The sequence below is a fragment of the Stenotrophomonas sp. GL_101 genome, assembly GCF_057835675.1.
Genome location: NZ_CM174432.1, coordinates 3,157,560 through 3,179,175 on the forward strand (window position 1 = coordinate 3,157,560; position 21,616 = coordinate 3,179,175).

27 protein-coding genes and 1 tRNA gene are annotated in these 21,616 nt (G+C 66.0%); all 28 read right to left on the bottom strand.

Going from position 1 to position 21,616, the window contains the following annotated elements:
- Positions 1–2: 2 nt before the first annotated feature.
- Positions 3–3,068, bottom strand: coding sequence for a host specificity factor TipJ family phage tail protein (locus tag AC3IR9_RS13865; protein WP_489291323.1), 3,066 nt, complete (start codon positions 3,066–3,068; stop codon positions 3–5).
- On the bottom strand, positions 3,065–3,442 hold the full coding sequence (locus AC3IR9_RS13870) for a hypothetical protein (protein ID WP_489291325.1): 378 nt from the start codon (positions 3,440–3,442) through the stop codon (positions 3,065–3,067). The genes AC3IR9_RS13865 and AC3IR9_RS13870 overlap by 4 nt, the downstream gene beginning before the upstream one ends.
- The gene (locus AC3IR9_RS13875; protein ID WP_489291326.1) at positions 3,439–3,921 is read right to left on the bottom strand and encodes a DUF1833 family protein; all 483 of its coding nucleotides are present in this window, start codon (positions 3,919–3,921) and stop codon (positions 3,439–3,441) included. The genes AC3IR9_RS13870 and AC3IR9_RS13875 overlap by 4 nt, the downstream gene beginning before the upstream one ends.
- Positions 3,918–4,385, bottom strand: a complete 468-nt coding sequence (locus tag AC3IR9_RS13880; RefSeq protein ID WP_489291327.1) for a hypothetical protein — start codon at positions 4,383–4,385, stop codon at positions 3,918–3,920. The genes AC3IR9_RS13875 and AC3IR9_RS13880 overlap by 4 nt, the downstream gene beginning before the upstream one ends.
- Positions 4,386–4,413: 28 nt before the next feature.
- Positions 4,414–7,923, bottom strand: coding sequence for a phage tail length tape measure family protein (locus AC3IR9_RS13885; protein ID WP_489291328.1), 3,510 nt, complete (start codon positions 7,921–7,923; stop codon positions 4,414–4,416).
- A gap of 2 nt (positions 7,924–7,925) precedes the next feature.
- Positions 7,926–8,240: a phage tail assembly chaperone gene (locus tag AC3IR9_RS13890; protein ID WP_489291329.1), complete on the bottom strand. Its 315-nt coding sequence runs from the start codon at positions 8,238–8,240 to the stop codon at positions 7,926–7,928.
- Positions 8,241–8,268: 28 nt separating this feature from the next.
- Entirely contained in the window at positions 8,269–8,661 is a 393-nt protein-coding gene (locus tag AC3IR9_RS13895; protein WP_489291331.1) for a hypothetical protein, read from the bottom strand.
- A gap of 99 nt (positions 8,662–8,760) precedes the next feature.
- Positions 8,761–9,228: a hypothetical protein gene (locus AC3IR9_RS13900; RefSeq protein ID WP_489291333.1), complete on the bottom strand. Its 468-nt coding sequence runs from the start codon at positions 9,226–9,228 to the stop codon at positions 8,761–8,763.
- A 241-nt stretch (positions 9,229–9,469) separates the two neighbouring features.
- Complete coding sequence (locus AC3IR9_RS13905) at positions 9,470–9,712, bottom strand: hypothetical protein (protein ID WP_489291334.1); 243 nt, start codon at positions 9,710–9,712, stop codon at positions 9,470–9,472.
- Between the two features lie 9 nt (positions 9,713–9,721).
- The gene (locus AC3IR9_RS13910) at positions 9,722–10,126 is read right to left on the bottom strand and encodes a phage tail terminator-like protein (RefSeq protein WP_489291336.1); all 405 of its coding nucleotides are present in this window, start codon (positions 10,124–10,126) and stop codon (positions 9,722–9,724) included.
- The gene (locus tag AC3IR9_RS13915; RefSeq protein ID WP_489291338.1) at positions 10,123–10,548 is read right to left on the bottom strand and encodes a hypothetical protein; all 426 of its coding nucleotides are present in this window, start codon (positions 10,546–10,548) and stop codon (positions 10,123–10,125) included. Before AC3IR9_RS13915 ends, AC3IR9_RS13910 begins: the two co-directional genes overlap by 4 nt.
- Complete coding sequence (locus AC3IR9_RS13920) at positions 10,529–11,620, bottom strand: phage minor head protein (RefSeq protein ID WP_489291339.1); 1,092 nt, start codon at positions 11,618–11,620, stop codon at positions 10,529–10,531. The genes AC3IR9_RS13915 and AC3IR9_RS13920 overlap by 20 nt, the downstream gene beginning before the upstream one ends.
- On the bottom strand, positions 11,620–11,976 hold the full coding sequence (locus AC3IR9_RS13925; protein WP_489291341.1) for a hypothetical protein: 357 nt from the start codon (positions 11,974–11,976) through the stop codon (positions 11,620–11,622). The genes AC3IR9_RS13920 and AC3IR9_RS13925 overlap by 1 nt, the downstream gene beginning before the upstream one ends.
- Positions 11,973–12,488: a DnaT-like ssDNA-binding protein gene (locus AC3IR9_RS13930; RefSeq protein ID WP_489291342.1), complete on the bottom strand. Its 516-nt coding sequence runs from the start codon at positions 12,486–12,488 to the stop codon at positions 11,973–11,975. Before AC3IR9_RS13930 ends, AC3IR9_RS13925 begins: the two co-directional genes overlap by 4 nt.
- Before the next feature lies 1 nt (position 12,489).
- On the bottom strand, positions 12,490–12,831 hold the full coding sequence (locus AC3IR9_RS13935) for a hypothetical protein (protein ID WP_489291344.1): 342 nt from the start codon (positions 12,829–12,831) through the stop codon (positions 12,490–12,492).
- 45 nt (positions 12,832–12,876) lie between these two features.
- Entirely contained in the window at positions 12,877–13,812 is a 936-nt protein-coding gene (locus tag AC3IR9_RS13940; protein ID WP_489291345.1) for a DUF2184 domain-containing protein, read from the bottom strand.
- Between the two features lie 12 nt (positions 13,813–13,824).
- Positions 13,825–14,277 (bottom strand): structural cement protein Gp24, encoded by a 453-nt coding sequence (locus AC3IR9_RS13945; protein WP_489291346.1) that lies wholly within the window; start codon positions 14,275–14,277, stop codon positions 13,825–13,827.
- Positions 14,278–14,280: 3 nt separating this feature from the next.
- Positions 14,281–15,483, bottom strand: a complete 1,203-nt coding sequence (locus AC3IR9_RS13950; RefSeq protein ID WP_489291348.1) for a DUF2213 domain-containing protein — start codon at positions 15,481–15,483, stop codon at positions 14,281–14,283.
- Between the two features lie 3 nt (positions 15,484–15,486).
- On the bottom strand, positions 15,487–17,274 hold the full coding sequence (locus tag AC3IR9_RS13955) for an anti-CBASS protein Acb1 family protein (protein WP_489291349.1): 1,788 nt from the start codon (positions 17,272–17,274) through the stop codon (positions 15,487–15,489).
- Positions 17,274–18,842: a phage terminase large subunit gene (gene terL / locus AC3IR9_RS13960; protein WP_489291351.1), complete on the bottom strand. Its 1,569-nt coding sequence runs from the start codon at positions 18,840–18,842 to the stop codon at positions 17,274–17,276. Before terL ends, AC3IR9_RS13955 begins: the two co-directional genes overlap by 1 nt.
- A complete protein-coding gene (locus tag AC3IR9_RS13965; RefSeq protein ID WP_489291353.1) occupies positions 18,757–19,230 on the bottom strand; it encodes a terminase small subunit in 474 nt (157 codons plus the stop codon). The genes terL and AC3IR9_RS13965 overlap by 86 nt, the downstream gene beginning before the upstream one ends.
- Positions 19,230–19,403 carry a hypothetical protein gene (locus AC3IR9_RS13970; protein ID WP_489291354.1) on the bottom strand — a complete coding sequence of 58 codons (174 nt, stop codon included), beginning with the start codon at positions 19,401–19,403 and terminating at the stop codon, positions 19,230–19,232. The genes AC3IR9_RS13965 and AC3IR9_RS13970 overlap by 1 nt, the downstream gene beginning before the upstream one ends.
- Positions 19,400–19,876, bottom strand: a complete 477-nt coding sequence (locus AC3IR9_RS13975) for a lysis system i-spanin subunit Rz (RefSeq protein WP_489291356.1) — start codon at positions 19,874–19,876, stop codon at positions 19,400–19,402. The genes AC3IR9_RS13970 and AC3IR9_RS13975 overlap by 4 nt, the downstream gene beginning before the upstream one ends.
- Entirely contained in the window at positions 19,873–20,127 is a 255-nt protein-coding gene (locus AC3IR9_RS13980) for a hypothetical protein (RefSeq protein WP_489291357.1), read from the bottom strand. Before AC3IR9_RS13980 ends, AC3IR9_RS13975 begins: the two co-directional genes overlap by 4 nt.
- A gap of 1 nt (position 20,128) precedes the next feature.
- Positions 20,129–20,344 (bottom strand): hypothetical protein, encoded by a 216-nt coding sequence (locus AC3IR9_RS13985; RefSeq protein ID WP_489291359.1) that lies wholly within the window; start codon positions 20,342–20,344, stop codon positions 20,129–20,131.
- A complete protein-coding gene (locus AC3IR9_RS13990; RefSeq protein WP_489291360.1) occupies positions 20,341–20,664 on the bottom strand; it encodes a hypothetical protein in 324 nt (107 codons plus the stop codon). Before AC3IR9_RS13990 ends, AC3IR9_RS13985 begins: the two co-directional genes overlap by 4 nt.
- Positions 20,661–21,287, bottom strand: coding sequence for a glycoside hydrolase family 19 protein (locus tag AC3IR9_RS13995; protein WP_489291361.1), 627 nt, complete (start codon positions 21,285–21,287; stop codon positions 20,661–20,663). The genes AC3IR9_RS13990 and AC3IR9_RS13995 overlap by 4 nt, the downstream gene beginning before the upstream one ends.
- Positions 21,288–21,301: 14 nt before the next feature.
- Positions 21,302–21,376: transfer RNA gene (locus AC3IR9_RS14000), tRNA-Met, on the bottom strand.
- Positions 21,377–21,616 lie beyond the last annotated feature (240 nt).

Here is a 21,616-nt window from a genome sequence, read left to right on the forward strand (position 1 = left end):
GGTTACGGCGCGATTGCGTCGTCGTACTGGTAAAAAGCGGGGTCGTACTGCAGTGCGGTCAGCTCCACCGTGCCGTCATCGCCGGGCGTCAGCTCGCTGAGCACAGCGTCATATCCGACGCGGGTGCTGTCGCAGAAGATCAGCTCGGGCGGGTCAATCGCAGGGTCTTCCATGATCCAGGTGCTGAAGGCGTGCTCCGCCGGCAGTGCCGAGGCTGCGATGGTTAGGCGGTGATCATCCACCCGGGTGGGCACGATCACTGCCGAGAGCGATCCGTCCTGGAAGCGGATCAGGCACCGCGGCGCGGGCAAGCTCCAATCTAGGTACTCACCCACCTCGATCAGCACCCGCGTGCCATCCAGGTGGGCCGAATCGATCATCGCGCTGGTGGTGCTGGATCCGGGAATGTCGTCGAACAGCTTGACCCGGTCGCCGTACTGGTAGACCAGGCCCATCATCTCGGTCTTGGTCGTGTAGGTCAGGCGCTGGCCTTGGTGCTTCATCAGCCGTCGCATGCCGATGCGGTACGCGCGATCGCGCGTGCCCACCCCCATCAGCTCGAAGGTGTCCACCTTCCGGGGGGTATCCACGTCCGGCAGGCGGCACTCCACCGTCTCCGCCGCCCAGGTGACCTCATCGATGTAAGTCACGTCCACCCCGTCGAAGTCGTCCGGGCCCGGCGCGGTGAACGCCGTGGTCAGCTGCTCGAGCTGCCGCTGCGGGGAGATGCCGCCACGCCAGGCCTTGATTCCCTCGCGCCCTGCCGAGCACATGGAATCGACCAGCAGGAAGTAGCCCATGCCGGCTTGTCCGGCCATCTGCAGAACGTCCAGCGCGCTGGTGCCGGACTTCTCGGCGCTCAGGTCGAAGAACTCCCCGCGCGGGGTCCAGTAGGTCGCCTCCAGGTGCGCCAGCGTCTCGCTGTCCATCTGGTCGGCCGGCAGCCCGAGAGTGTGCATCACGTGCGTCATCGCGCCGCTGATGGTGCGTGCGGTGCCTGATTCGTACTGCCGCGTCGCCTCCACGTTGAACCGGCGGTCTGACTGCGCAGCCAGCTTCGTGCCGGTGGTCACCGTCAGCCCGATGGTGGTCAGGTCGTTGTAGCGGGTCGGCCGCTGCGACAGGCGGGCGCGCAGCCCTTGCCAGTAGCAGGCGTCCCGCGCCGAGTTGCCGCCGCGCTCGGTGACTCGGCGAACGCGGACCTCGATCTGGCCCGGCATGGCCAGGTTGATGCGCTGCGTGTAGCCCATCGCATCCTCGGTCATCTCGGTGTAGGTGTGGGACAGGACGGACCACGGTGTACCCGAGCCATACACCCGCCACGCCACGCGCACCGTCACCGTGAAGGTGCGCCGCTTGCCCTTGTCGGTGTACCAGATCAACCCGCTGGGGAAATTGATGTCGTACTCGAACGCATTGGTGGTCTCCCCGTCCGGACAGACCAGGAACGGCCCGAGCCATTCCTCGCCCTCTGTGAGCCCGGTTGCCCGGTAGTCGGAGGAAGTTCGGGCTGTCCAGCCTGGCCAATCTGTATCGGGAACGCCGGCCTCGGTCAACCGCTGCACGGTCAACGACAGACCAGAGACGGAGGCGATGCGGTACTCGCTGAGGCCGCGCGACATTGCCAGCGACACGCTGCCCGGGGGCAACCCGCCGAAGGCTGTCCCGGTGGCGCTGTCGTAAGCCAGCGTCACGCGCGGCTGGGTTGCCGGGGTGCCGCCGGACGTGGCTGTGCCTGCGGTCGCTGCCGGGCTGCTGCCGAACACGCCCGCCGGCAACCCACTGAAGGTGATCGATCCACCGGCATAGGGGCTGCCTGCCTCGCCGATGGTCACCACCCCACCCGACTGGGTGGCCACCAGCCCGCTGTCTACCAGCTGGTCATTGATCGCGGTGAGCAGCACGCCCAGGGTGATGTAGTTCGCTTCCAGCGCCACGCCGTAGCTCAATCCTGCCCACCCCAGGGTGAAGCTCGCCGGCGTGCCGCTGTAGTCGTAGGTCGTCGCTGCCGACGAGCCGGTGATCTTGGCAGGGCTACCGCCCACGCCAGGCACTGCCGGCGAACCAGCAACGTAGCTGGCCACGAACAGCGCGTAGTCCGCGCCGCTGTAGGTCAGTAGCACGGGCATGCCCGCCACCGGCGCCAGCTCAGCCACCGCGCTGCCGGCGATGACCGTGTACAGCCCGCTGGTGGACGCCTGGAAGATCGCCGCCGCCTTGATCGTCAGCACGGCACCGGGCACCCAGCCGTCAGGCACTGACGTGGCCGGCCGTTCCTTCCCATCCGAATCGGTATACGTCGCGTTGTTCAGGGTCAGGGCATTGCCGCCGAGGGTGACCGAGTCAGCGTTGATGCTGGTCTCGGTGTCGGCGGTGTCGCTCAGGTCCAGGCCGGATGTGCCAGATGCCGTGGCGCCGACCTCGGTGGAGTTCACCCAGTTCTCGGAGCGCTGATCGCCGCCAACGTCGGCGCCGGGCGGGTAGATGGTCATCTGCACGTCGTCACCGAACGAGCTGAGCGGCGTGTTGCCCAACCGCGCCGAGCCGAACGGGATCACATGCTGGCCCTTCCCGACGCACACGAACATCTGGGTGCGGTAGGAATTGCCGCCAACGAACCTCGATACCGGCTGCACCAGGTAGTCGGCCCACACGCGGCATCGCCCCAGCACCTCGCGAATAGGGCTGCCAAGGCGGGCCGTGTTGGCACGGGCCGTGTCCAGGCTGAGACTGTCGCCCTGCCCATACCGGTTCCCCGATGGCATGTTGGCCACCATGTAGATCGCGTAGGCCGCCATGACTGCAACGACCACCCAATACACGATGGTGAGAGCGCCCTCCGCATGGGGGATCGGGTAGATGCAGACGTTGGATTCGGGATCGATCCACGTGTCCGCCCACGCATCCACTGGCACCATCACCCCGTCCACCTCGATATCGATCGGGTGCGGTCCCTCGCCTGGGTAGCTAGGGACGTTGGAGCGCAGCCACCCATCGATGGTGGCGCGGCCATGCCGGTGGGTCTCCAACGGCTCGCCAGGCAGGCGTGATGGGAAGATCCGGATCACGCGTAATACTCCACCTTGTTGAATCGACGCTCGAAGCGCGACACCGGCAACACGGTCACGTTGTGCACCTCGTTGCATTCCAGCGTGCACATGCGGCCATCCACCTGAACCAGCACAGCGACGTGGGTCACCACGCTTCCCTCGTAGCAGAACGCGACAGCCCCTTCCACAAGATCACTCCCGGCCTGCGCCACAGCCGCCTGTTGCGCGAGTGTTGGCAGGTCTTCCCGGGTTGCCCCGGCATGCTCGTCCCAGGGTGCCAAGCCAAGGTCGCGGCGCACTTCATTGACCACGCCGTAGCAGTCCAGTTCGGGGAACTCGCGGCCGCCGCTGACCCACACCACGTCCAGGTATTTATCCAGATCGATACTCATGAGATGTAGCGCAGCCCCGGGTGTTGAGAGAGAGTGAAACGGTCGCGCGGCCAGGCCGTGTCGAGGATGTTCATGAATCCGGCGGTGATCTGGACCTCCGTGGCAGACCACTGCCCGCCCTTGATCACCATCTCCAGCGGGTTTTTCACCGGCGCCAGCAGGTCGGTGTGCACGTACACCCGGAGCGTGACCTGCATGCGCAGGCGCGCCGCAAGCGCCGTACGGATGGCCGTACTGACCACGCCGTTGATGTTGCTCAATGCGAAGCGCAGGTCCTGGACACCGTCGGCATTGCTCGCGAGCTTCGCCACGTCCATGCCACATGCGGTGAAGGTCACGGTCTCGCCGGTTTCCAGGACCGCGGTGATGTCCTCCCACCCCCTCACCAGGTAGTGGGTAACCTCCCCGACGTGAATGGCGAGCGTTTCCAGCTCAACCTCGATGCCGCCGGATGCATATAGCCTTTCGAGGATAGTCACGACGTGGGCCACTCCCTATTCGCCGCCAGATCCACAATGTCGGAATTCCGCACTGCATCCGGATAGGCGGTCGAGCCATCGGCCAGCAGTGGGCGCCGGAACATCTCGATGGTGGCGCTGACCTGCCAGAAATCCCCCTCCACCAGGATCGGGCCGTCGTAGAAGCTCTCCGTGAACCTTGAGCGGTAGTAGTCCACCCCGATAGGCGCCTTCAGCTTCAACAGGAACCAGGCCGTTCCGTCGTAGAGATCCTCCTGCACCCACTTCTCAAACAGCGCAGCCTGCATGTCGGTGGGGAACAACCACGACAGGCTTACGCGGCTGGGCGTGCTGGTGTAGTTCCTGCGGTTGATGGATGCTCCGCTGACGAACCGCGGGGAAACCAACGGCGAGATGGGTTTGAAGCCGTATCCGTCCCGCAGTGGCATTGGCATCCACGATGGATAGGGGACTGCTGCTGGCATGAGGCACCTCAGTGAAGTTTGCGCAGGTCTACCTGACACGACGCGAGACGTTGTTTCCGTTGCGCAAACCATTTGCGACCTTGCCGTGGCCGGTTGCCATATCGGTGGCCACGCGGTTGTAGGTTTGGTTCATCCCGCGGCTAACTGCGGATTCCACCAGCTGCAACGTCCGCGCATCCGGATCACCGTTGACGCTGATGACAGGGGCATAGGTCACGTTGCCGCGCCCGCCTCCACCGGCGCCGCCACCAGCAGCGATCCGGTCCAGAGTTGCGTCCATCTTTGCCGCCGTCCCTGCGGTCAGCACGCGCTCGCCCTTGTCCAACAGCCAGGTTCCTTCCCGCGGCACGGAGTTGATGCCGTCGTGGGCCATACCAATCGTGCTTGCTGCGGCAACGGCAGCAACGTAGGGTGCGGTCGCCGAGAGCGCTGCCTGCGCAGCAGCAGGCGCCATGGCCGGTCCAACAATGGGAATGGCTGCGGTCGACGCGTAGGCAGCGAGCGCGGCCTGCGCGGCCGTTGCAGCGGCATTGCCCACCAAGGCGCTGGAGGCAGAGACCGAGGCCGAATCACCAACCGCAAGCTGGATTGCCTTGTAGACCAGCCACTGGGCAGCCATCTGCTCTAGAGCACCGACAACTGCATTGCCCATATCGACCGCGATGTTCTTGAATGATTCACCGAGGGACTGGTTGCCTCGGATCAGTTCATCGAACTGCGACGCAATGCTGCTGGTGGTCGTCGCCAGGGTGTTCTGCACTGCGTCTTGCGCCTGCTGGTTGTAGTTGGTGGCGTCGAAGGCATAGTTCTGCCATGCAACCTGAGCCCCCAACCGCCAGTCCCCAAGCATCGCCAGTCGCTGCTCCTGGAACGCGCGCTCCTTGCCCAGTTCCTGGTTGCGGAAGTTGTCGGCATTCGCAGCCAGCAGATCCCACGTTTCCTTGTCCTTGGCCACGTCGCGGCTGCCGATACGCTTCAGCTCCTCCTGGTACTCCTTCTGGATGTCCAGCTGCCGGCGCAGCATTGCCACCCCGTCCGAACCTCGGCCCATTCCCATCAGGTCCAGCTCGTTGGAGCGCTCGCGGTTGCTCCCGGCCTGCACCAGGATCGCCTGTTGACGGGCCAGTGCCTCCGCAGCCTCCTGTTCCTTCTGGTACGCGGCCGACTTCTGGCCGGACAGCAAGAGCTGATCGCGCGTGGCTACCAGCAGCGCCCGGGTGGACGCCGTCATGGTGTTGGTCTTATCCCCCAGTTCCTGCTGGATCTTCGCGGCCTGGCGCTCACTCTCGGTGACCTTCTGCCCCGTCTCCACCAGCTGCCTATTTGCCTCAATCTGCCGCTGCGCGGTCGCCAGCAGATTCTGCGCAGACCCATCATCGGCGTTCTTCTTGCCCACGCCGTCGCGCTTGTTGAACTGCCTATCTACATCGGCGCTGGAGCGCGCCATCAGTCGTTGCATGGAGCCGTCGAGCAGGCGACTATCAGGCGCGAGCTTCCTGCCCTCCTCATCGAAGCGGTCCACATCGATCTTGTTGTACATCTCCACGATCTTGGCGACAGCCAGCCGCTTCGCCGCCTCGCGGTCGAGCCCGGCCAGCTTCCCGTTCAGGGCTTCCGATGCCGCCTTGCGCTCTGCCTCGTTCTCTTGGATGACCTTGCGACGCTCGGCCTCCGCCTTGCTGTCTACCTGGTCCTCGATGTTGGTGGGCATGCGTGCCCTGGCCGAGGCGTTCGGCGTGATGCCAGCGCCTGCCAGCGAGCGGGAGGCAGCATCGGCCACCCCGCCGCGCAGCCACTTCAGCTGCTGCTGCTGCATGTTCCACCACGCGCCTACCGGGTCGCTGCCCAGCCCAACGGAGCTGGACGCCTGGGAGCCGATGCGGGCCATCAGGTCGGCGAACAGCTTCGCCTCGCCCCATGCGCCTGATGCGGCGTCCTTGATGGAATCCCACCACACGGCAACCGCCGGCAGCGCCTCACGGGAGCGGCTGGCCACGTCATCGATGTGCTGGGCATAGATTCGGGTGGCCTCCGAGACGGCCTCCGTGCTCTTGCCCACCGCGTCCAACGCGATCACCCGATCCAGCTGCGCGCGCGTCAGGAAATGCTCGGTCTCGTTGAGCTTCAGCAGTGCCTCGACAGGCTCCTTACCCAAGTCCATGAACTTGCGGATGGTGGAGTCCAGGGACTGGCCCACTGCGCCCTCCATGCGTGCGGCTGCGGCCGACACCAGATCGAACTGCTCGCCGGTGAACTTGCCGGTGGCAGCGACAGCCGTCAACGCTTCCATAGCACCGCCACGCGTCACGCCAGCGAAGGCGTCAAGTCTTGCCGTCAGACGGTCCAAGTCGCTCACCATGACGCCGGCATAGCCGCCAGTCAGCAGTAGGGCGCCATTGAACTCGCGCAGATCCTTCTCGCGTGCGTACAGGGCGGCGCCGAGGGTGGCCAGTGCGGCGGCGCCTACGGTGAGCGGATTCACCAGCCCCACGATGTAGCCCCCCACGGCCCTGGCTGCGGGGCCGATGCCGCCGAACTGGTCCTTCAGCTGGCCGCCCTGCTGGATGGCCACCATCCATGCCGGCTGGCCGCTCACCAGGCTGGTGGTGATATCGGTGATCTGTGCCGGCAGCATGCGCATGCCCTGCCGCAGCTCGCCGGAGGACAGGCCCAGGCGGTTCTGCGCGTTGGCCGCGGCCAGCACCGATGCACGGGTGGAATCCAGCCTCGCCTGGTACTGATCGAACATAGCGGTGTTGAGCATGCCTCCCCGGTGCGCACGCTCCAGGCGTTCCTCCATGGCGGCCAGCCGGTTGAGCGATGCGACGGTCGGGTCGATCTGGCCGAGCAGCTGCTGCAGGTTCAGCTTCTGTGCTTCGGCCGCGCGTGCGGCCTCACGTGCCTGGTTGGTCGCCCGCGCCTCCGCTTCCTGCAGATCCTTTGCACGCGCCGTCATCCGCTCCTGGGCAGTGCCAGCGTTTGCCATGACGGCGACGCGCGAGTTCAGGGCGGAGGTGCTCTCCCTGGCCGCTTCAGCCAGGGCACGCTCGGACAGGTTGGCGCCGCGCATGCTCTCGGCATAGGCCACCGCCTGCACTGCCACCGCCCTGAATCGTGCCTCCTGCGCGGCAATGGCGGCCTCCATCTGCTGACTGCCGGTAGTGACCTCCCTTTCCGCAGCGGCTGCAGCCTTGCCTGCAGCACCGTAGGCCTGGACCTGTCCGGTGGTGCCAGCGAGCTTTCCATCCAGCGCCCCCAGGGATGCAAGGATCTCGGTGTTGGTTCGGTTGAGCAGCTGCAGCTCCCCGATCACCGCCCCTGTACCGGTACCGATGCGATCGAGGGCACCACCCAACCGGTCCCCGAGCACGCTGGAAGACCGTTCGACGGTCCTGGCCAGGGCCTGGTAGTCACGCTCCAGCCTATCGGTGGCCCCGCTGACCTTCTCTGCCGCAGCGGCATTGTCGTCAAGGGCCTTGGTTCCCTCGACCAGTCCGCTGCTGTCGACGCTGTAGCCCAGCTCTGCGATATCCACCATCGTTACCGACTCCCTTTGTTCGCTTCCATCGCGCGCGCGTGGGCGGCGGCCTGTTCTTCCCGCACGGCTGCGAGGTACCGGTCATCCATCGCCATCAGCATTTCGACCTCCTGCGGCGACACTTCCAGCATCAGCAGCCGCTGCCATTCGCCTACGTCAGCAAACGTCAACGGTTCAGGGCCGCTACGCCGGCGGCTTGATAGCTGCCAGAACCAATCCCAGGCGTGATCCGCTTCTTCTGGAACCTCAACCTCTGGAGAGTCCTCGCCGAACCGGGCGTTCCGGGTCCGGCGGGTTTCTCCTTTGCTATCAGGCATGTCGTACCTGACGGTCAGGTAGACCGCCTCAGACAGCCGCCTCGTCAGCGCCGCGAAAGAACTCCGCGCGATCGCCGATGGCGGCATCGACCTGCTCGCTCACCCACGGCAGCTCCTTGAAGAGCTGTCGCAGTGCCTTGTCGCTGAATTCCGGCTTCTCGCCATGGAAGGTCAGGTCACCCACCCACTGCCACCCACCCACGGAGGCCGCCATCATGTCGGTGCGACCTGCTTCAAGCTTCTCCGCGGTCACCTTGCCCCGACCGAACATCCGCTCGTTGGTGAGCTTGCGGGATGCCGCACGCACCTGCGGATGGCTGTCGGGGAGGATGGTGAGCACCAGGCCAACGGGTTCGTCGGTGCCGGGGTGCTTGATGTTGATATCGCGCTCGGCGGCGACGATGTTGGTCAGTTCGGTCATGTCTTTGATCCTTGGTATGGATCCGGGAAAGAACCTGGGGGAAGCCGGCCGGATCAGGTCCGGCTTGTCGGGCGGCCGCCCTATCCCCCAGGAGTGCGTTTACGGCGTGACAGGTGCCGCGACGATGATCGGGGGCTGATTGAGCGCGACGGTGAAGGTATTGAGGCGGAAGTCCTCGTTCCGGCCGCCGGGCACGTTGGGACCGGCGACCAGGCCACGCCAGAATTCCAGCGTCCCGTCGGAGCGCTCGATCTTGAACGCATAGTTGCCCTTGACGGTCGGCGCCCCCGCGGCTCGCATGGCGATCTGGCCGGGGTCCACGAGGTCCTCAGCCATTTCCACTGCGGGATCACCTGCGTTGGTGATGCCCTTTCCCTTGAGCGACACCACGGTGTCCAGGGTGTCGTAGCTGACCACGTTGGTGTTGATGCCCCGTTCGCCGAGACTGCCCACCTTCTTCACCTGGACATAGGTCAGCGCGGCGAACGCAGTGGCGTCCAGGTCCTCGTTCTGGGGCGTGATGCAGATATGCAGCTTGTCGCCGCTGTTGGTTTGAGCTTCGGGCATGGTTGAATCTCCTCGCGATTGGCGAAAAAAAACCCGCCACGGGGCGGGGTCTTGGGGAACGAGAAAGGCCCGCTGGTGGGCGGGCCTCGATGTGGGTGTCGATGATGTGGATTCGAACCACTGCAAGGCGCGACCCTTGCTGGCCCAATCCCATGGCCTGACCCATGGGCATGAATGTGGGCGCGTCCCCCACAACCCCCGGCTGCACCGATCCAGGCCGGGACAATCCATCGACGTTGAACTATTTGGGCTGCGGGCCCAGCTTGGCAGCAACCAGCTTCAGCGCCTGGTCGCGGGTGAAGCCCACCTCGACATAGGCTAGATACTCATCCCGCACGAACCGCGCCTGTTCCCGATTGAACGCATCCAGCAGAGTGCGGTTCCGCCGCATCCGGTCTATCGCCTCTCGCAGCTCCGCCAGCTCGCCCTCAGTGGGCGGCGCATCGCTTCGGACCAGGTGCAGGTTGGGCGGCTTGGGGCTCATGGCCGGATTCTACCCCGACACGAACCCCTGCCACCTGATGGTCACCGGGTGCATGATCCGCTCCGGGTCTTGGATCAGGGCGGAGGTCCACGGCTTCCGGTAGACTCGCATCCCGGCGAAGGTCGTGCCCTTGGCGAAGGCCGCGATGATCTGGTCCGTGATGCGCGTGCCCACCATGATCCCTTGCCCCGGCCGGTAGCAGGCCGAGAGCTGCCCGAAGCCCTGTTTCAGCGATGGGCCGTCATCGGCCAGGCCGTAGTTCTGCGTCTCGTTCTGGAACCACTGCAGCTCCAGCCATGCACCGGTGGCCGGCGGCTTGAATCCCAGCGCCGGGTAGGAGCAAGGCAGGTTCTGGGCCGCGCCGAAGGCGCCCACCAGCCCGGCGAAGGCGTCATAGATCTCCGTGTCGCTCATTTGATCCTGTCCCCTACCGACTTGGTCACGCTGTCCACGATGAAGATCCAGTTCTGGGTGGCCGATCGCATGAAGCCTTTGCCTGGCTGCGCGTAGACCCGGCCCAGGCTGTCCTCGCCGTAGAAGCCGTGCTCCATGCGCAGCGCGTAGGCAGCGGTCCAACCGGCCCACACCGTCTGCCCCAGCTCAACCGCGGCGAAGACCAGACTCGGGGCCCCGCCGGCGCCATCGGGCGGCCCCTCAGTCGAAGCCACCGCCGAGTTTCGGAGGAACGCGGTGTCGACCGGCATCTTGCCGCCCTCGCCCTCCGGGGTGTTCGCCTCCTCCATCACCTGCTGGGCCGACTCGCGGAAGATGGCCAGTTGGCGCAGCTTTGCCTTCTCGGCAAAGGCCTTCACCTGGTCACCGAACTTGTTGGCCACGCAGCACCTCCGCGGTCATGTCGATCCGGTACTGCTTTGTGCAGCGGCAGCCAACAACCTCTTCCGCTCCGGCTCCCAAGCTGGTGTCGCCCGGGTAGTTCAACAGCGCACCGCTCGGCGTTTGGAAAGGCTCGCCGAACATGCGCTTCTGGCCGTTCATTGCTCGATGGCTGTGCCGGGTCCGACGGTCATTGGTGTCCGACCAGGTGCACTCCACGTTCTCCGGCGCCAACTTGCCGGCCTCGATCTGCTGCCGGTAGGCCTCTTCCCTGCCCGCGTTGAGCGAGGCGATGGACTCGGTCCTGGCGATCATCTCGCCGCGCAGCGCCAGCAGGCGATCTGCGTAACGTCCAGCGATCTTGTCGATATCCGCCTGAGACACCGGCTTGCCGGCGGCGATGGCGCGCTTGACGATGCCGTCCAGGCGCTTGTCCCGCCGCTGCCGATCAAAGTACGCCGCCATCGCCTTCGGGTCGCCGCTGGCCAGCTGCGCGCGCATGTTGGTCACGTACTGGCTCTGCTGCGACGTGAGCCCCACGACACCACCTGAGCGCCGCCCTGTCTCGCCCACCCGGCCAACGATATCCAGCGCAGTCTGGCGCGGGTTGCGGCCGGCGATCATCCCCTGCTGCAGCACACCTCGGATCACCTGGCGCTGGCTCTCGATGATCTCGGTGACCAGGCGAGACGAGTTGTTGGCCAGCCACCGCTCCGCCGCCGGATTGCGCAAGTCGAAACTGGCGCGCAGCACCGGCGACGGCGATCGCGGCCGGTAGCTCCCGGTGATGATTGGATCCAGCGACAGCCGCACCGGCGGGATTTCCTGGACGCCGGCACCAGCACCAGCGACGAACGCAGAGCGCACCGCCTCGGCCAGAGGTGAGAACCGTGCGGCATCCATGCCCAGCGCCGTCAGCACCTGTTCCACGCGGCCAGCGCGTAGCAACTCGGCAACGGCCTGCACCGCAGCGTCGTTGCGCGCAGCGACGATGGCCTGCACGAACGCCTTGCGCAGCTCAGGCTCCAGCCGGCGAGCCAGCAGTTCCAGTTCTCGGGAGGTCAGCTTGGCCATCAGCGTCGGGCGTGGAACTCGTACAGCAGGACCTGGCCACCCGGCGACAGCGGCTGCAGGTCAATGAAATGGAAAGGCTCGCCGCCCAGCAGGATCCGGTCATCCTTGGTCGGTGCGATATCGATCGCGGTGGAGATCAGGCCGAGCTTGTCGCCCTGCTGCACCAGCGTGGTGTCGCGGTTGGTGAGGCTGTATTCCAGCTCCACCGCTTTGCAGTCGTGCCGCGTCGGCGTGCCCGGCTGCGGGTTGTGCGGCGGCCCAGTAGGCGCGCCGTCTCGTTCCAGCTGCGTGGCATAGCCGTAGCGATCAATCAGCCGCGTGGCCGTGGCCTGCATGCGGTCATAAAACGCGCTCATACGACCCGCACCGCTGGGCCGACGGCCGGCGTCCGGAGCAGCGGCGCCAGGATCTCGTCGATCGCGGAAATGATCGGGCGGTTCGGGGTCGCACTGCCGGCATTGGAGCCGTCGGCATAGTTGACCTCGATCGGGCCCACCTTCTCCTTGGTGACCTGCTCCACCGCGACGAAGTCCGGCGAGAGGCTGCCGGGGTTAACCAGCTCTCGCAGCGCCGCCTCGTAGGTTGCGCGTTCGACCTCGTCCGGGATCTCATCCGGCTGGATCTGGTCACCGTCGTAATCGACAGCACCGGTGCGGGGCCATTCGTTCGGCTGGCCCCGACCGGCAGTGCGCACGCCGGGGAACATCGACGACCAGCGGCCGGAGGCAAGAAGCACCCGGTACCGGCCGTCGATGTAGTCCGTGGCGCGGACGAGCGCGCCGGTGCGGGCGTCTTCCGATCCCGCTCCCCAGGCGGGGTTGCCGCGCGCCTGGTGGTAGCTGTCCGCGTCTTCCAGCGTGCCGTACATGTCAGCCCTCGCCGCCCGTGTTGCCGGCGCCGGCAGCAGCCTTCTCGACATCAGCGATGGCCGCCTGCAGCTTCGGCACACCCCAGTTGCCCTTGGCCTCGATGCCCAGCTCCTTGGCGCGCGTGATCAGTGCGTCCTTGTCGGCACCGCCCTCGCCGCCCGTGTTGCCGGCGCCGGCATCGTCGCCACCGGCGGCCGTCAGGATCTTGGCATTGAGCCAGCCCTGCACCACGGTGTTCTTCTTGATCTGGTCCCAGCCGGGGACAACGGTCGGCTCACCCTTCGGGAGGATGGTGCCGTCCGGAAGGCCGAGGGGACCGGTGTGGTTGTTCGTGATCTTCATGATTCGCTCCAGTGAGGCCCCGGCACACTGCCGGGGCCATAGGGGTTAGATGCCGTCGAGGTAGACGACTTCCTTCGGCAGGCGAACGTCCAGGCCGCCCAGGCGCATCACGCCCGGGATGTCCCAGCGCAGCGGGCCGCTCTGCCAGGCCGGCAGGAAGCGGTGCGGCATCGGCATGTGCAGCTTCAGCACCTGCGGATCATTGCGGTATGCAACCAGCCGCGTGGTGCCGCCGACACCGGCGGTGTCCAGGCCACGTACGCCACGCACCGTCAGCGGCTGACCGGTCTGCACGGTGTAGACGTTGTTGGCCAAGAACCACTGCAGGATGGTCATATCGCTCTGATCACTCATCTTGCGAGTGGCCAGGAGCAGGTACTTCGACCAGGGCAGAAGCAGGGTGTCGGCGATCGAGGCCGTGTTCGTGCCGTTGAACACATTGAGCAGCGCCTGGTTAAGCACCGCGACGATCAGCTGAGAGTCGGTCGTTGCGTCCCAAGCACCAGTGCTGGCCGCCACCGGCGTGACGCCAGCGGCGTTGAACAAGCCGGTGAAGCCCTTGTCGGAGTCACCCGACAGCGCCACACGGTCAACCATCTCCTCCGACGCCTGGCGCGCTGCTGCGGCATCGTCGGACTGCAGATTGATGCCCAGCAACTGCGCCCGACCGATCTCTTCCCAGCCGAAGCCGTAGCCGATACCAGCGGTGTGCACGCCGGTCTGGTGCTGCGCGCGGGTGGTGCCGGCCTTCGGGATGTCATCGGCATTGCCGTTGATCCACCCGGCCTTGCCGTACTGGTCGGACGAGTAGTAGGTAACCGAGGTGGCGAACTCGCTACCCGAGGTGTCCACCGGCACCAGGCCGCGGTACTGCACCGACGGATAGACGGTCTTGTAAACACCCGGCTCGATGATCGAGGTCTGGGCAACGACGAAACCCAGTGCGGCCTGGGCGTCGAAGAGGGGGATTGCTCCATTCATGGGGTTGGCTCCTTAGCCGAGACGAACGACGGCCAGCTGACCGGCGGCGGTGGTGCTGGTGTCCCAGCGGGCGCCTGCGAAGGCGGTGTTGCCGGTGTCCACGTTGGTGAACGTGCCGGCACCGGTGACGTACACCAGGTCGCCGGCCTTGACCGCGACGGCTGCGGTGACCCACACGTCGCCCTTCGTGATCACGCGGGCGGAGGTGCGCTGCGCGAAGCTGTCCGGGACGCCGGCGCTGCCGACGGCGGAGCGGTCCAGCAGGGTGATGCCGACGAGCTTCAGTGCGCCGGTACCGGCCAGGACGATGCCCTTGTCGGCCGTGCCCTGCGCAACCGCACGACCGAAGCCGATGCCCGGAGCGGTTTCCACGTCACGGGAGATGATCGTCGACGGCAGCATGGTCGCCTGCGCGCCAAGGATGGCCGCCGGCTGGGTGTCCGGATAGTTGTTCTGCAGTGCCATGGCTTAGGCGTCCTTCTGGTTGCGGGTGCGGTAGTCGAGGCCGGCCACGGAGGCCTGCCAGCCGTTGTCCTTGACCTGGGTCGGCTGCACGCGGCTGTCGCGCATGGCCTGCACGACCGGGTCCTGCGGCTTGGCGTTGGTGTAGAGGCCGTCGAACAGGGCCTCCACGTACGCCTCGTGCTTTCCGGCCACCGCGGCGTCGCCCAGCTTGGCCACGACGGCAGCCTGGCGCACCTGGGCATCGGTCTTGCCGCTGTAGTCCGTGTCGTGCACGGCCTTGGCCTTGGCCACCAGGTCGCCGCGCTGTTGGACGCGCTTGTCCAGGTCGGCGTCGCTAAGTACCTGCGCCCTGAGCGCGTCGCGCTCGCCTTCGGCCTTGGCAATGGCCGCGTCCTTCGCGGTGATGGCGGCTTGGTGCGCCGCCTCGGCGGTGCCCGCTGCGGTCTGTGCATCCTTCAGCTGCTGCTGCAGCTTGCCAATGGCCTGGGCGCCGGCGTCGTTGGTGACGACGGACAGCCCATCGACCAAGATGGTCTTGTCACTCATGGGGTGGTTCCTCGTAGATGGATTGTGGTCGTCGCCGTGCTGGTGCTGCTGACCACGCGCCCGGTCGACTAGCGCGAGTTCGTACTGCGTAAGAGGGGTCGGCCCCCAATTGGAGTCGCCGATGCGCGTGTTGCCGGCGCGCGGGTTGTTGTCAGGCAGGTAGGCCACGTGGTTGAAGCGCAGCGGACTGGCCTGCCTGAATTGGTATGCGGTTCCGTCTGGGGCGATCCCTTCATCGGCAACGATTTCCACCGAATAGCCGGCAGACAACGAGCGTGCGCCGGCGGCGACTTCCTTGGCAGAGGCGGCATCCATGATCGCCATTGGCGCAACCACGTGTTCGCCGTCGCGGACCACCCGCCCGCCCACCTGCCCGACCGTCAGTTCCTTCCAGTTGTCGGCGGTAACGCCCTTCGGCGGATGACCGCGCGTTACAGGCCGGCCTACCAGCGAGCGCATGCTGTCCTCATCGAACACTGTTTCCGGATCGCGATATACGCCAAACACCCGGCTGGCGTCGTCGTCCTTCAATCCCAGTTCGCGACCGAGGTAGTGCTGAACATTGCCGGCGCGGGCGACCTTTGCGTCACCGGTCAGAAAGCCGTCGCGCGTGAATGCAAGCCCGGACGCATCGAGCGCCAAGCTGTCGAAGATTTGCATGGGTCAGTCCTCTCGGATCTCTTCGAAGATTTCCGGGCCCAGCACGATGCGGCCGCGGTACGGCTCGACCTTGGTGAGATCGATAGGCGCCTTGGTCAGGCTGATGTGCGGCGTGTAGTCCGGGTAATCGTGCGAGCCGCCGGCGCGGATGATGCTCTCGTGCCGCCAGCACAGCTGAGACGATGCGAACAGGATCACCGCTGACATGCCACCGAGCGGTTCAATCGCGCGCGGGCCGCCTTCGGGGATGACCAGCTGGTCCTTGCTATCGCTGCCCCACTCGTTGGCGTTGCCGGCCTTGATCCAGTCGAAGGCTTGCCTCGAGTAGGCCACCGTCACGTGCAGCTCCTCGGCCAAGCCGGTGATGCCCTGCTCCCGTGCCCAGGCCTCGATCTCGCTGGTGTTGACCACCTTCCGGCTCACGTAAAGCGAGCGCGGAGAGGCATCGCCCAGTTCCGCCGCGCGTGCCGCTGCCGGCGAGCCATCCTCGCCTTCGTCATCATCGGCCGGAGCCGTCGTCGCGTAGTCCTGCATCTCAGCTTCAAGGCCCGGCGCAACCCCGGCCTCGGTGAGCATGTTCACTGCCACCACCGACATCACGTCCTCGGGGATGAGGCGGGTGTCGGCGATGGTCTTGATCGTGTCGGCGGTCGTCTTGCCGATGGTCGCCCGCTCCGTGTCGGTCGTCTGCCACAAGCTGCGCCAGTTGTAGAACACCTCTTCCGGGCGACTGCCCAGTGCGGAGCGGATCAGGCACTCATCCAGCACCTGCAGAGACGGGCCGAGCACCAGCTCCTGGCCAGAGCTGATCCGGTCGTAGTAGTTGCGCAGGTCGCTTTCGCCGCTGGCATTCATGCCGCCCGGCGACTGCCCCAGGAGGCGGGTCATGGGAATGTCGGAAGCGCCGGAAGTCAGCTGCATGAAGGCCATCATCACGTCGGTGAGGCCGCCGAACTGGGCTTGCTTCTGCTCGTAGTCTTCCTCGGCATCCAGCAACAGCGCGCCATTGATGCCCTTGGCCATCATGGCCAGCTGCATACGCTTGAGCATCTGCTCTTCGTACGCCGGATCCGAGAGCATCGACATGAAGTTTGGAATCTTGATGACGTCGACCTTCGCCTCGAACACCAGGGAGGCGATGTTCCCGGCAGTGCTGTCGGCGTCCTTGATGGCCTTGCTGATCGCCAGCAGGACCGAATCGCCCCAGCCGTCGCCGGTATCCAGCTCCGGATCCGGCTTCGTAGCGCCCTGCAGGATGACCAGGCGCGACGGATGGATCCGCAACTGGCCTGCGGTCCCGCTGCTGAGGTTGTAGTAGGCCGGCCGGCCATAGCCAGGGGACTCCGGATCGCGGTCCAGCTCACCCGCCTGCAGCACTCGCTTGGACAGCACGTTGATGTGCTTGATCCCGCCCTTGCTGATCGACTCCGGCTTCAGCGGCTGCATCGGGTCGGACTGCCCGGTGCCGATGTAGAGCGCCGCTCCGCCGGCGAGTCGGGCGCGGATGAGCGCCTCCAGCACCTTTTGCTGCAGGCCCAACCGCTTCTCCTCCGACTCAATCGCGCTGATCTGCGCCTGGTCCGCGCTCCAGCCGCGCCATTTCCGGCAACTGTCCATCGCTGGGATATCGATCACCTTCCGCGCCAGCCAGGTGCCGCGGTACGCGTTGGTGGCGTCAGCTTCCGACAGCACGGGCAGGCCGTAGAACGACCCTGCTGCCTTATCGCGAGGCGTGCCCAGGTTGGCCACCAGATTGACCAGCCCGTCTTTGATTTGTGCGAGCTTGCCCATCAGAGCGCGTTCCCCAAGTTGTAGGTGCTGCCGGTGACCAGCTCAGCGAAGGCGCCGGAGAGCGCGTCCACCTGGTCGTCGTGCTTGGCGTTGGGGAACTCGGCGATCTCGTCCAAGAACGCCGCCACCCATGGGCCAGTCACCAGCTTGATGTTTCCGGCCTCGGCCTGAGCCTCGACCGGTGTTGCCCGGACCTCCTTCGATCCGGATTCCAGCGCGGACTTCACGTCCCAGCCGGCCAGCAGCTTTACCTGGTGCGCGGCGTTGCTCTTGCCGGCGGCGCCAGGGTCCTGCGGGATGCGAACCTTGATCGTCTTCCCATCTCGCAGCGCGGTGTTCTTCAGCATCCGCTCCACGCCGACGGGCGACACCTGGTCGCGCACAACGTCAAGCACGTAGTAGATGCCCTGGCTTTCACCCAGCAGCAGCCCGACCGTGTAGTCGGGGTCGCTGCTGTTCTTCTCCTTCGGGTCCGTAGCGGCGAAGTCCCAGCGCCGGACCTTCCGCGCCGATGCGATCGCCGGCGCCGCCTCCACCACCTCGAACCATTCCCGCTTGAACTTGCCGCCGTCGCGCGGCGTTGGCCGCTGCTGGTACTGGCCGGCCCATGCATAGGAGCCCTTTGCCCGCTTCAGCCGATCCACCTCGGCGCGCGGGAAGCGCTCCGGGAACAGCAGCTCGCCCTCATCCGTGCGGGGGTCTTCGAAGAAGGGCTTCCCATCCACGTAGGTGCGGCACGGGCCGCCGGACTTCTTGCCGTCCTTGTCGACCCGCTCCGCTTCGAACTCCATCGGCAGGTTCAGATGGACGAACCCGAGATCCAGCTCCATCGCCACCGCTGCAATGTCCTGCTGGTGCAGACGCTGCATGATGATGACCATAGCCGACGATGTGATGTCGTTGAGGCGGTCGGTGATGCCCTCGCGGAAGATCCGGACGGCGGTTTTGCGCTCAGCGTCGCTCTCGGCCGTCTCAGTCGAGTGCGGATCGTCCACCTTCACCCGGTCGCCGCGGCCACCGGTCATGGAGCCGAAAGGCCTGGCCTCGCTGAAGCCGTTCCCGGTGTTCTCGAACTTGCCCTTCGCGTTCTGATCGCCGCGCAGCTTCATGGGCCACGCGACCTGGTACTGGTCGCTCTCAATGAGGCGCCGCAACTTCTGGTTGTCGCGTAGCACGTTTGGCTGGCTGTAGGAGGTGGCCAGCGTCTGCAGGTCCGGACGGCCTACCGGCCCCCATTCCCACGCCGTCCAGAACACCATCAACAGCGACTTCATCATGCCCGGGGGCACGGTCATCAGCAGGAACTGGATGCGGCCCTCCGTGACCGCTTCCAGGTGCTTGCACATGGCCCGGAGCGCCCAGCCGAACCTCAGCGGCCGGGTGGGCTCAAGGATCCGCCAGTGCTCCTTGATGAATCCTTCAAGCGACTGCGATCGCGCGCGGATGCCCTCAACGTTTTCCGCGATGCGCTCCCGCTCGCGCTCAGCCACCCTCCTCGTCCGCTCCGCCCGGATCTCCGCCAGCGTCGGCAAGCGGACCGAGGATCTGTTCAAGGCGGTCGAGGTCATTGTCCGAGAGGTCTTTCAGGTTGTAGGTGCCGACGGCGCCGCTGTGCTTGTGCTTCTCCACCAACAGGCCGGCCAGCTTCCCTTTTCCCATCGTGGCGGTGACCGCCGCGCTGGCCTGCTTCTCCTTCAGCGCCAGCTTCCTGGCCTGCTCCAGTTCGGCCATCAGGCTGTCGACGGTCACCGCTGCTTTCGTGGCGACCCGCTTCTGGCCAGCCTTGACGGCAGCCAGGACGGCAGCGCTGGTCAGCAGGCGGGAACCCTGCTGCTTGGCCGTCCGTTCGCTGTACCCAGTGCGGATGGCAGCCTGCGTGCCGTTGTGGTCCTTCAGGTATTCCTGGACAAACCGCTGCTGCTTCGGGGTCAGCGGCGCCAGCGTCTTGCCCGCCATCAGCCGAAGAACCCGCCCCACCAAAGCAGGGCCAGAAGAAGGGCCGAAGCGATCATCGAGGTCCAGGCGTTGTACTGGCTAGGCTTCTTGGCTTCCCCGTGTCGGGCAAGCTCCAGACCGAGGCCGAACAACACGAGAGCGAGATAGATGGCTTGTGGCCAACCAACGTTCATGGCGTCACCTCGGCACGGTCTGCGGCCACGATTGCTTGGCAGGCGCGGAGCTGGTCGTCGGCGTCCCGGCCGATTCGAACAACTCGGCCCGCAAACTCTTCTCTGCGCTGGGTGGCCGCATCACGTTCGAGGGTGCCGGCTGCGGTTTGGGACAGGAGGTCGGTGTGGCACGCGGCGAGGTCGTTGCGCAGGCGGAGAGCACCAGAGCGCAGGTCAGCCACAACAGCATCAGCGACGGCCGGGGCCGCCGCGCGGTCTTCTTCATGCTTCGCTCCGATAGTGGCCAAGGTCTCGGCCTGGGTGTGTTCAGTGGCGCGGGCGTCGTTTACCTCGGCCGCAACTGTCTCGGCAGCGTCTGCGCGCTGATCGGACTGCACGCCCTCGGCGCGATCGCCGCGCCACGCCCAGCCCGCGCCAAACATGCAGGCCGACCAGACCACGAACGCCAGCACCGCGATCAGGGTCCGGTTCATGCGCCTTGGATCCGGCTTCCCACGGTGATGGGGGACACCAGCAGACGGTCTTCGGGGATGAAGCAGCAGGTCAGGTCAAGCACCACGTCGACCATCCAGCACCACACGGTGAGCGCGGGGATCTTGGGGGTGCCGGTGACTTGCTCATCGCTGTCGACCCGCAGCCACGCGGGGACACCGAACAAGCGGCCCTCGTTGGTCATGCCGGCGTCGATAGCGTCCTGGCGGGTTACGTAGATCAGATGGCGCATATCAGGCTCCAGTGCCCCTGCGGGACATGCCGAAGAAGTAGCCGATCACCATGCCGGTGGCGTTGTTCAAGCCGCCGATCAGCATGCCGAATGAATCCTTGTTCTCGGGCGGGATGGCCACCGCGATGAGCGCGGCCATGGCCATGCCGAGAAGGAACAGCACCAGGACGGCGATGCCCACCCGGGCCGCACCGACGTTTCGAGTTGCGAAGGTCATGCGGCACCTGCCAGTGCGTGGATCTCGCGCAGCGCCCAGTGGTACAGCGGCTGGTCGATCACCGTTACCCGGGTGATTTCCTTGCCCCGCACCACGCGCACTACGACCTCGGTGGATTGCTGGATGGCCAGGAGCACGAAGGCGATCTTCTGCTTCGTGGGGTCCGGCTCTTGCATTACCGCCAGCGCGTCGCTCACCATCCCTCGGATGGTCGACAGCAGCTCGGCGGTCGGAATCTTTGTCCTGCCGTCCAGCACCACCAGCACGCCCTGCAGCTGGCTGACCGGCGACAGCCGCGGCTTCTTCTTTGCGGCGGTCATGCGATGCCGAACAGCTTCTTGGCCTGGGCCAGCTTGATTGCCCGGTCGGCCAGGCCGTTGAGGCCGCCGTTTACCTTGCGGGTGCTGCCACGCAGATCGTCCCGCCGTGCCGGCTCACCGCAGCCGCGCCACACCCAGTACCAGCCGGCCGCCAGTGCCGCGTCGGGCAGCTTTTCCAGCATGCTGGGGTCGCGCACCACTCGGTCGTCGCCGTAAATGGCCTGCGAGTAGGCCGTCACGTTCGCCCGTCCAGTCAGGTGGATGAGGCTCCGGCCCGAGAACCGCGCTCCGTCGCCGGGCTGCGTGTTCCCGAGCTCTTCGGCGCCCCATGCGCCTCCATAGATGGCCTGAGCGATCGCGTCCCGTCCGCCGGCGACGATGACCTTGGCCTGCGCCAGCGTCGTCAGACCGTTCCGGCCAGGGAACACTTCCAGCAGCCGCGCGGCGCTGTAGCCAAGGTTCTCGCGCACACGGCTGAATCCCTGCGACTCCACCGCCATGTGCGCCAGGAAGTGGGACTTCTCCAGCGCCGACACGATGCCGAAGCGGATGCAGACCTCTTCCAGCGCCTGCGCGTACTTGCCGGCGCCCATGGCGGCCGCGACTGTTTCAGTGCTCACCATGGTGTCTCCGTGGTTGGTAGCAGCGGCCCGACTCGAACGGGCGACCTCCGGGTTATGAGCCCGGCGAGATGCCTCTTCTCCACGCTGCAAAAGGTGCCCGCCCCGCTACCGGCTGGTGCGAAGTGACATGGTTGGTCCGGGGGGCCGCGGGCGTAGAAGGCCGATCACCACCGCTGGATAGGCACCTTGGCCGGGGTCATGGACCCAGCCGCTCTCCGCCCAGGAGTAGGTGCCGGCCCGTATCGCCTCTCGGCGAGGTGCTCAGGCCTGGTCGCTCGGTGGTCAATCGGTGTCGGGGCGTCAGGAACGCGAAAACCCCGGCCTTTTGG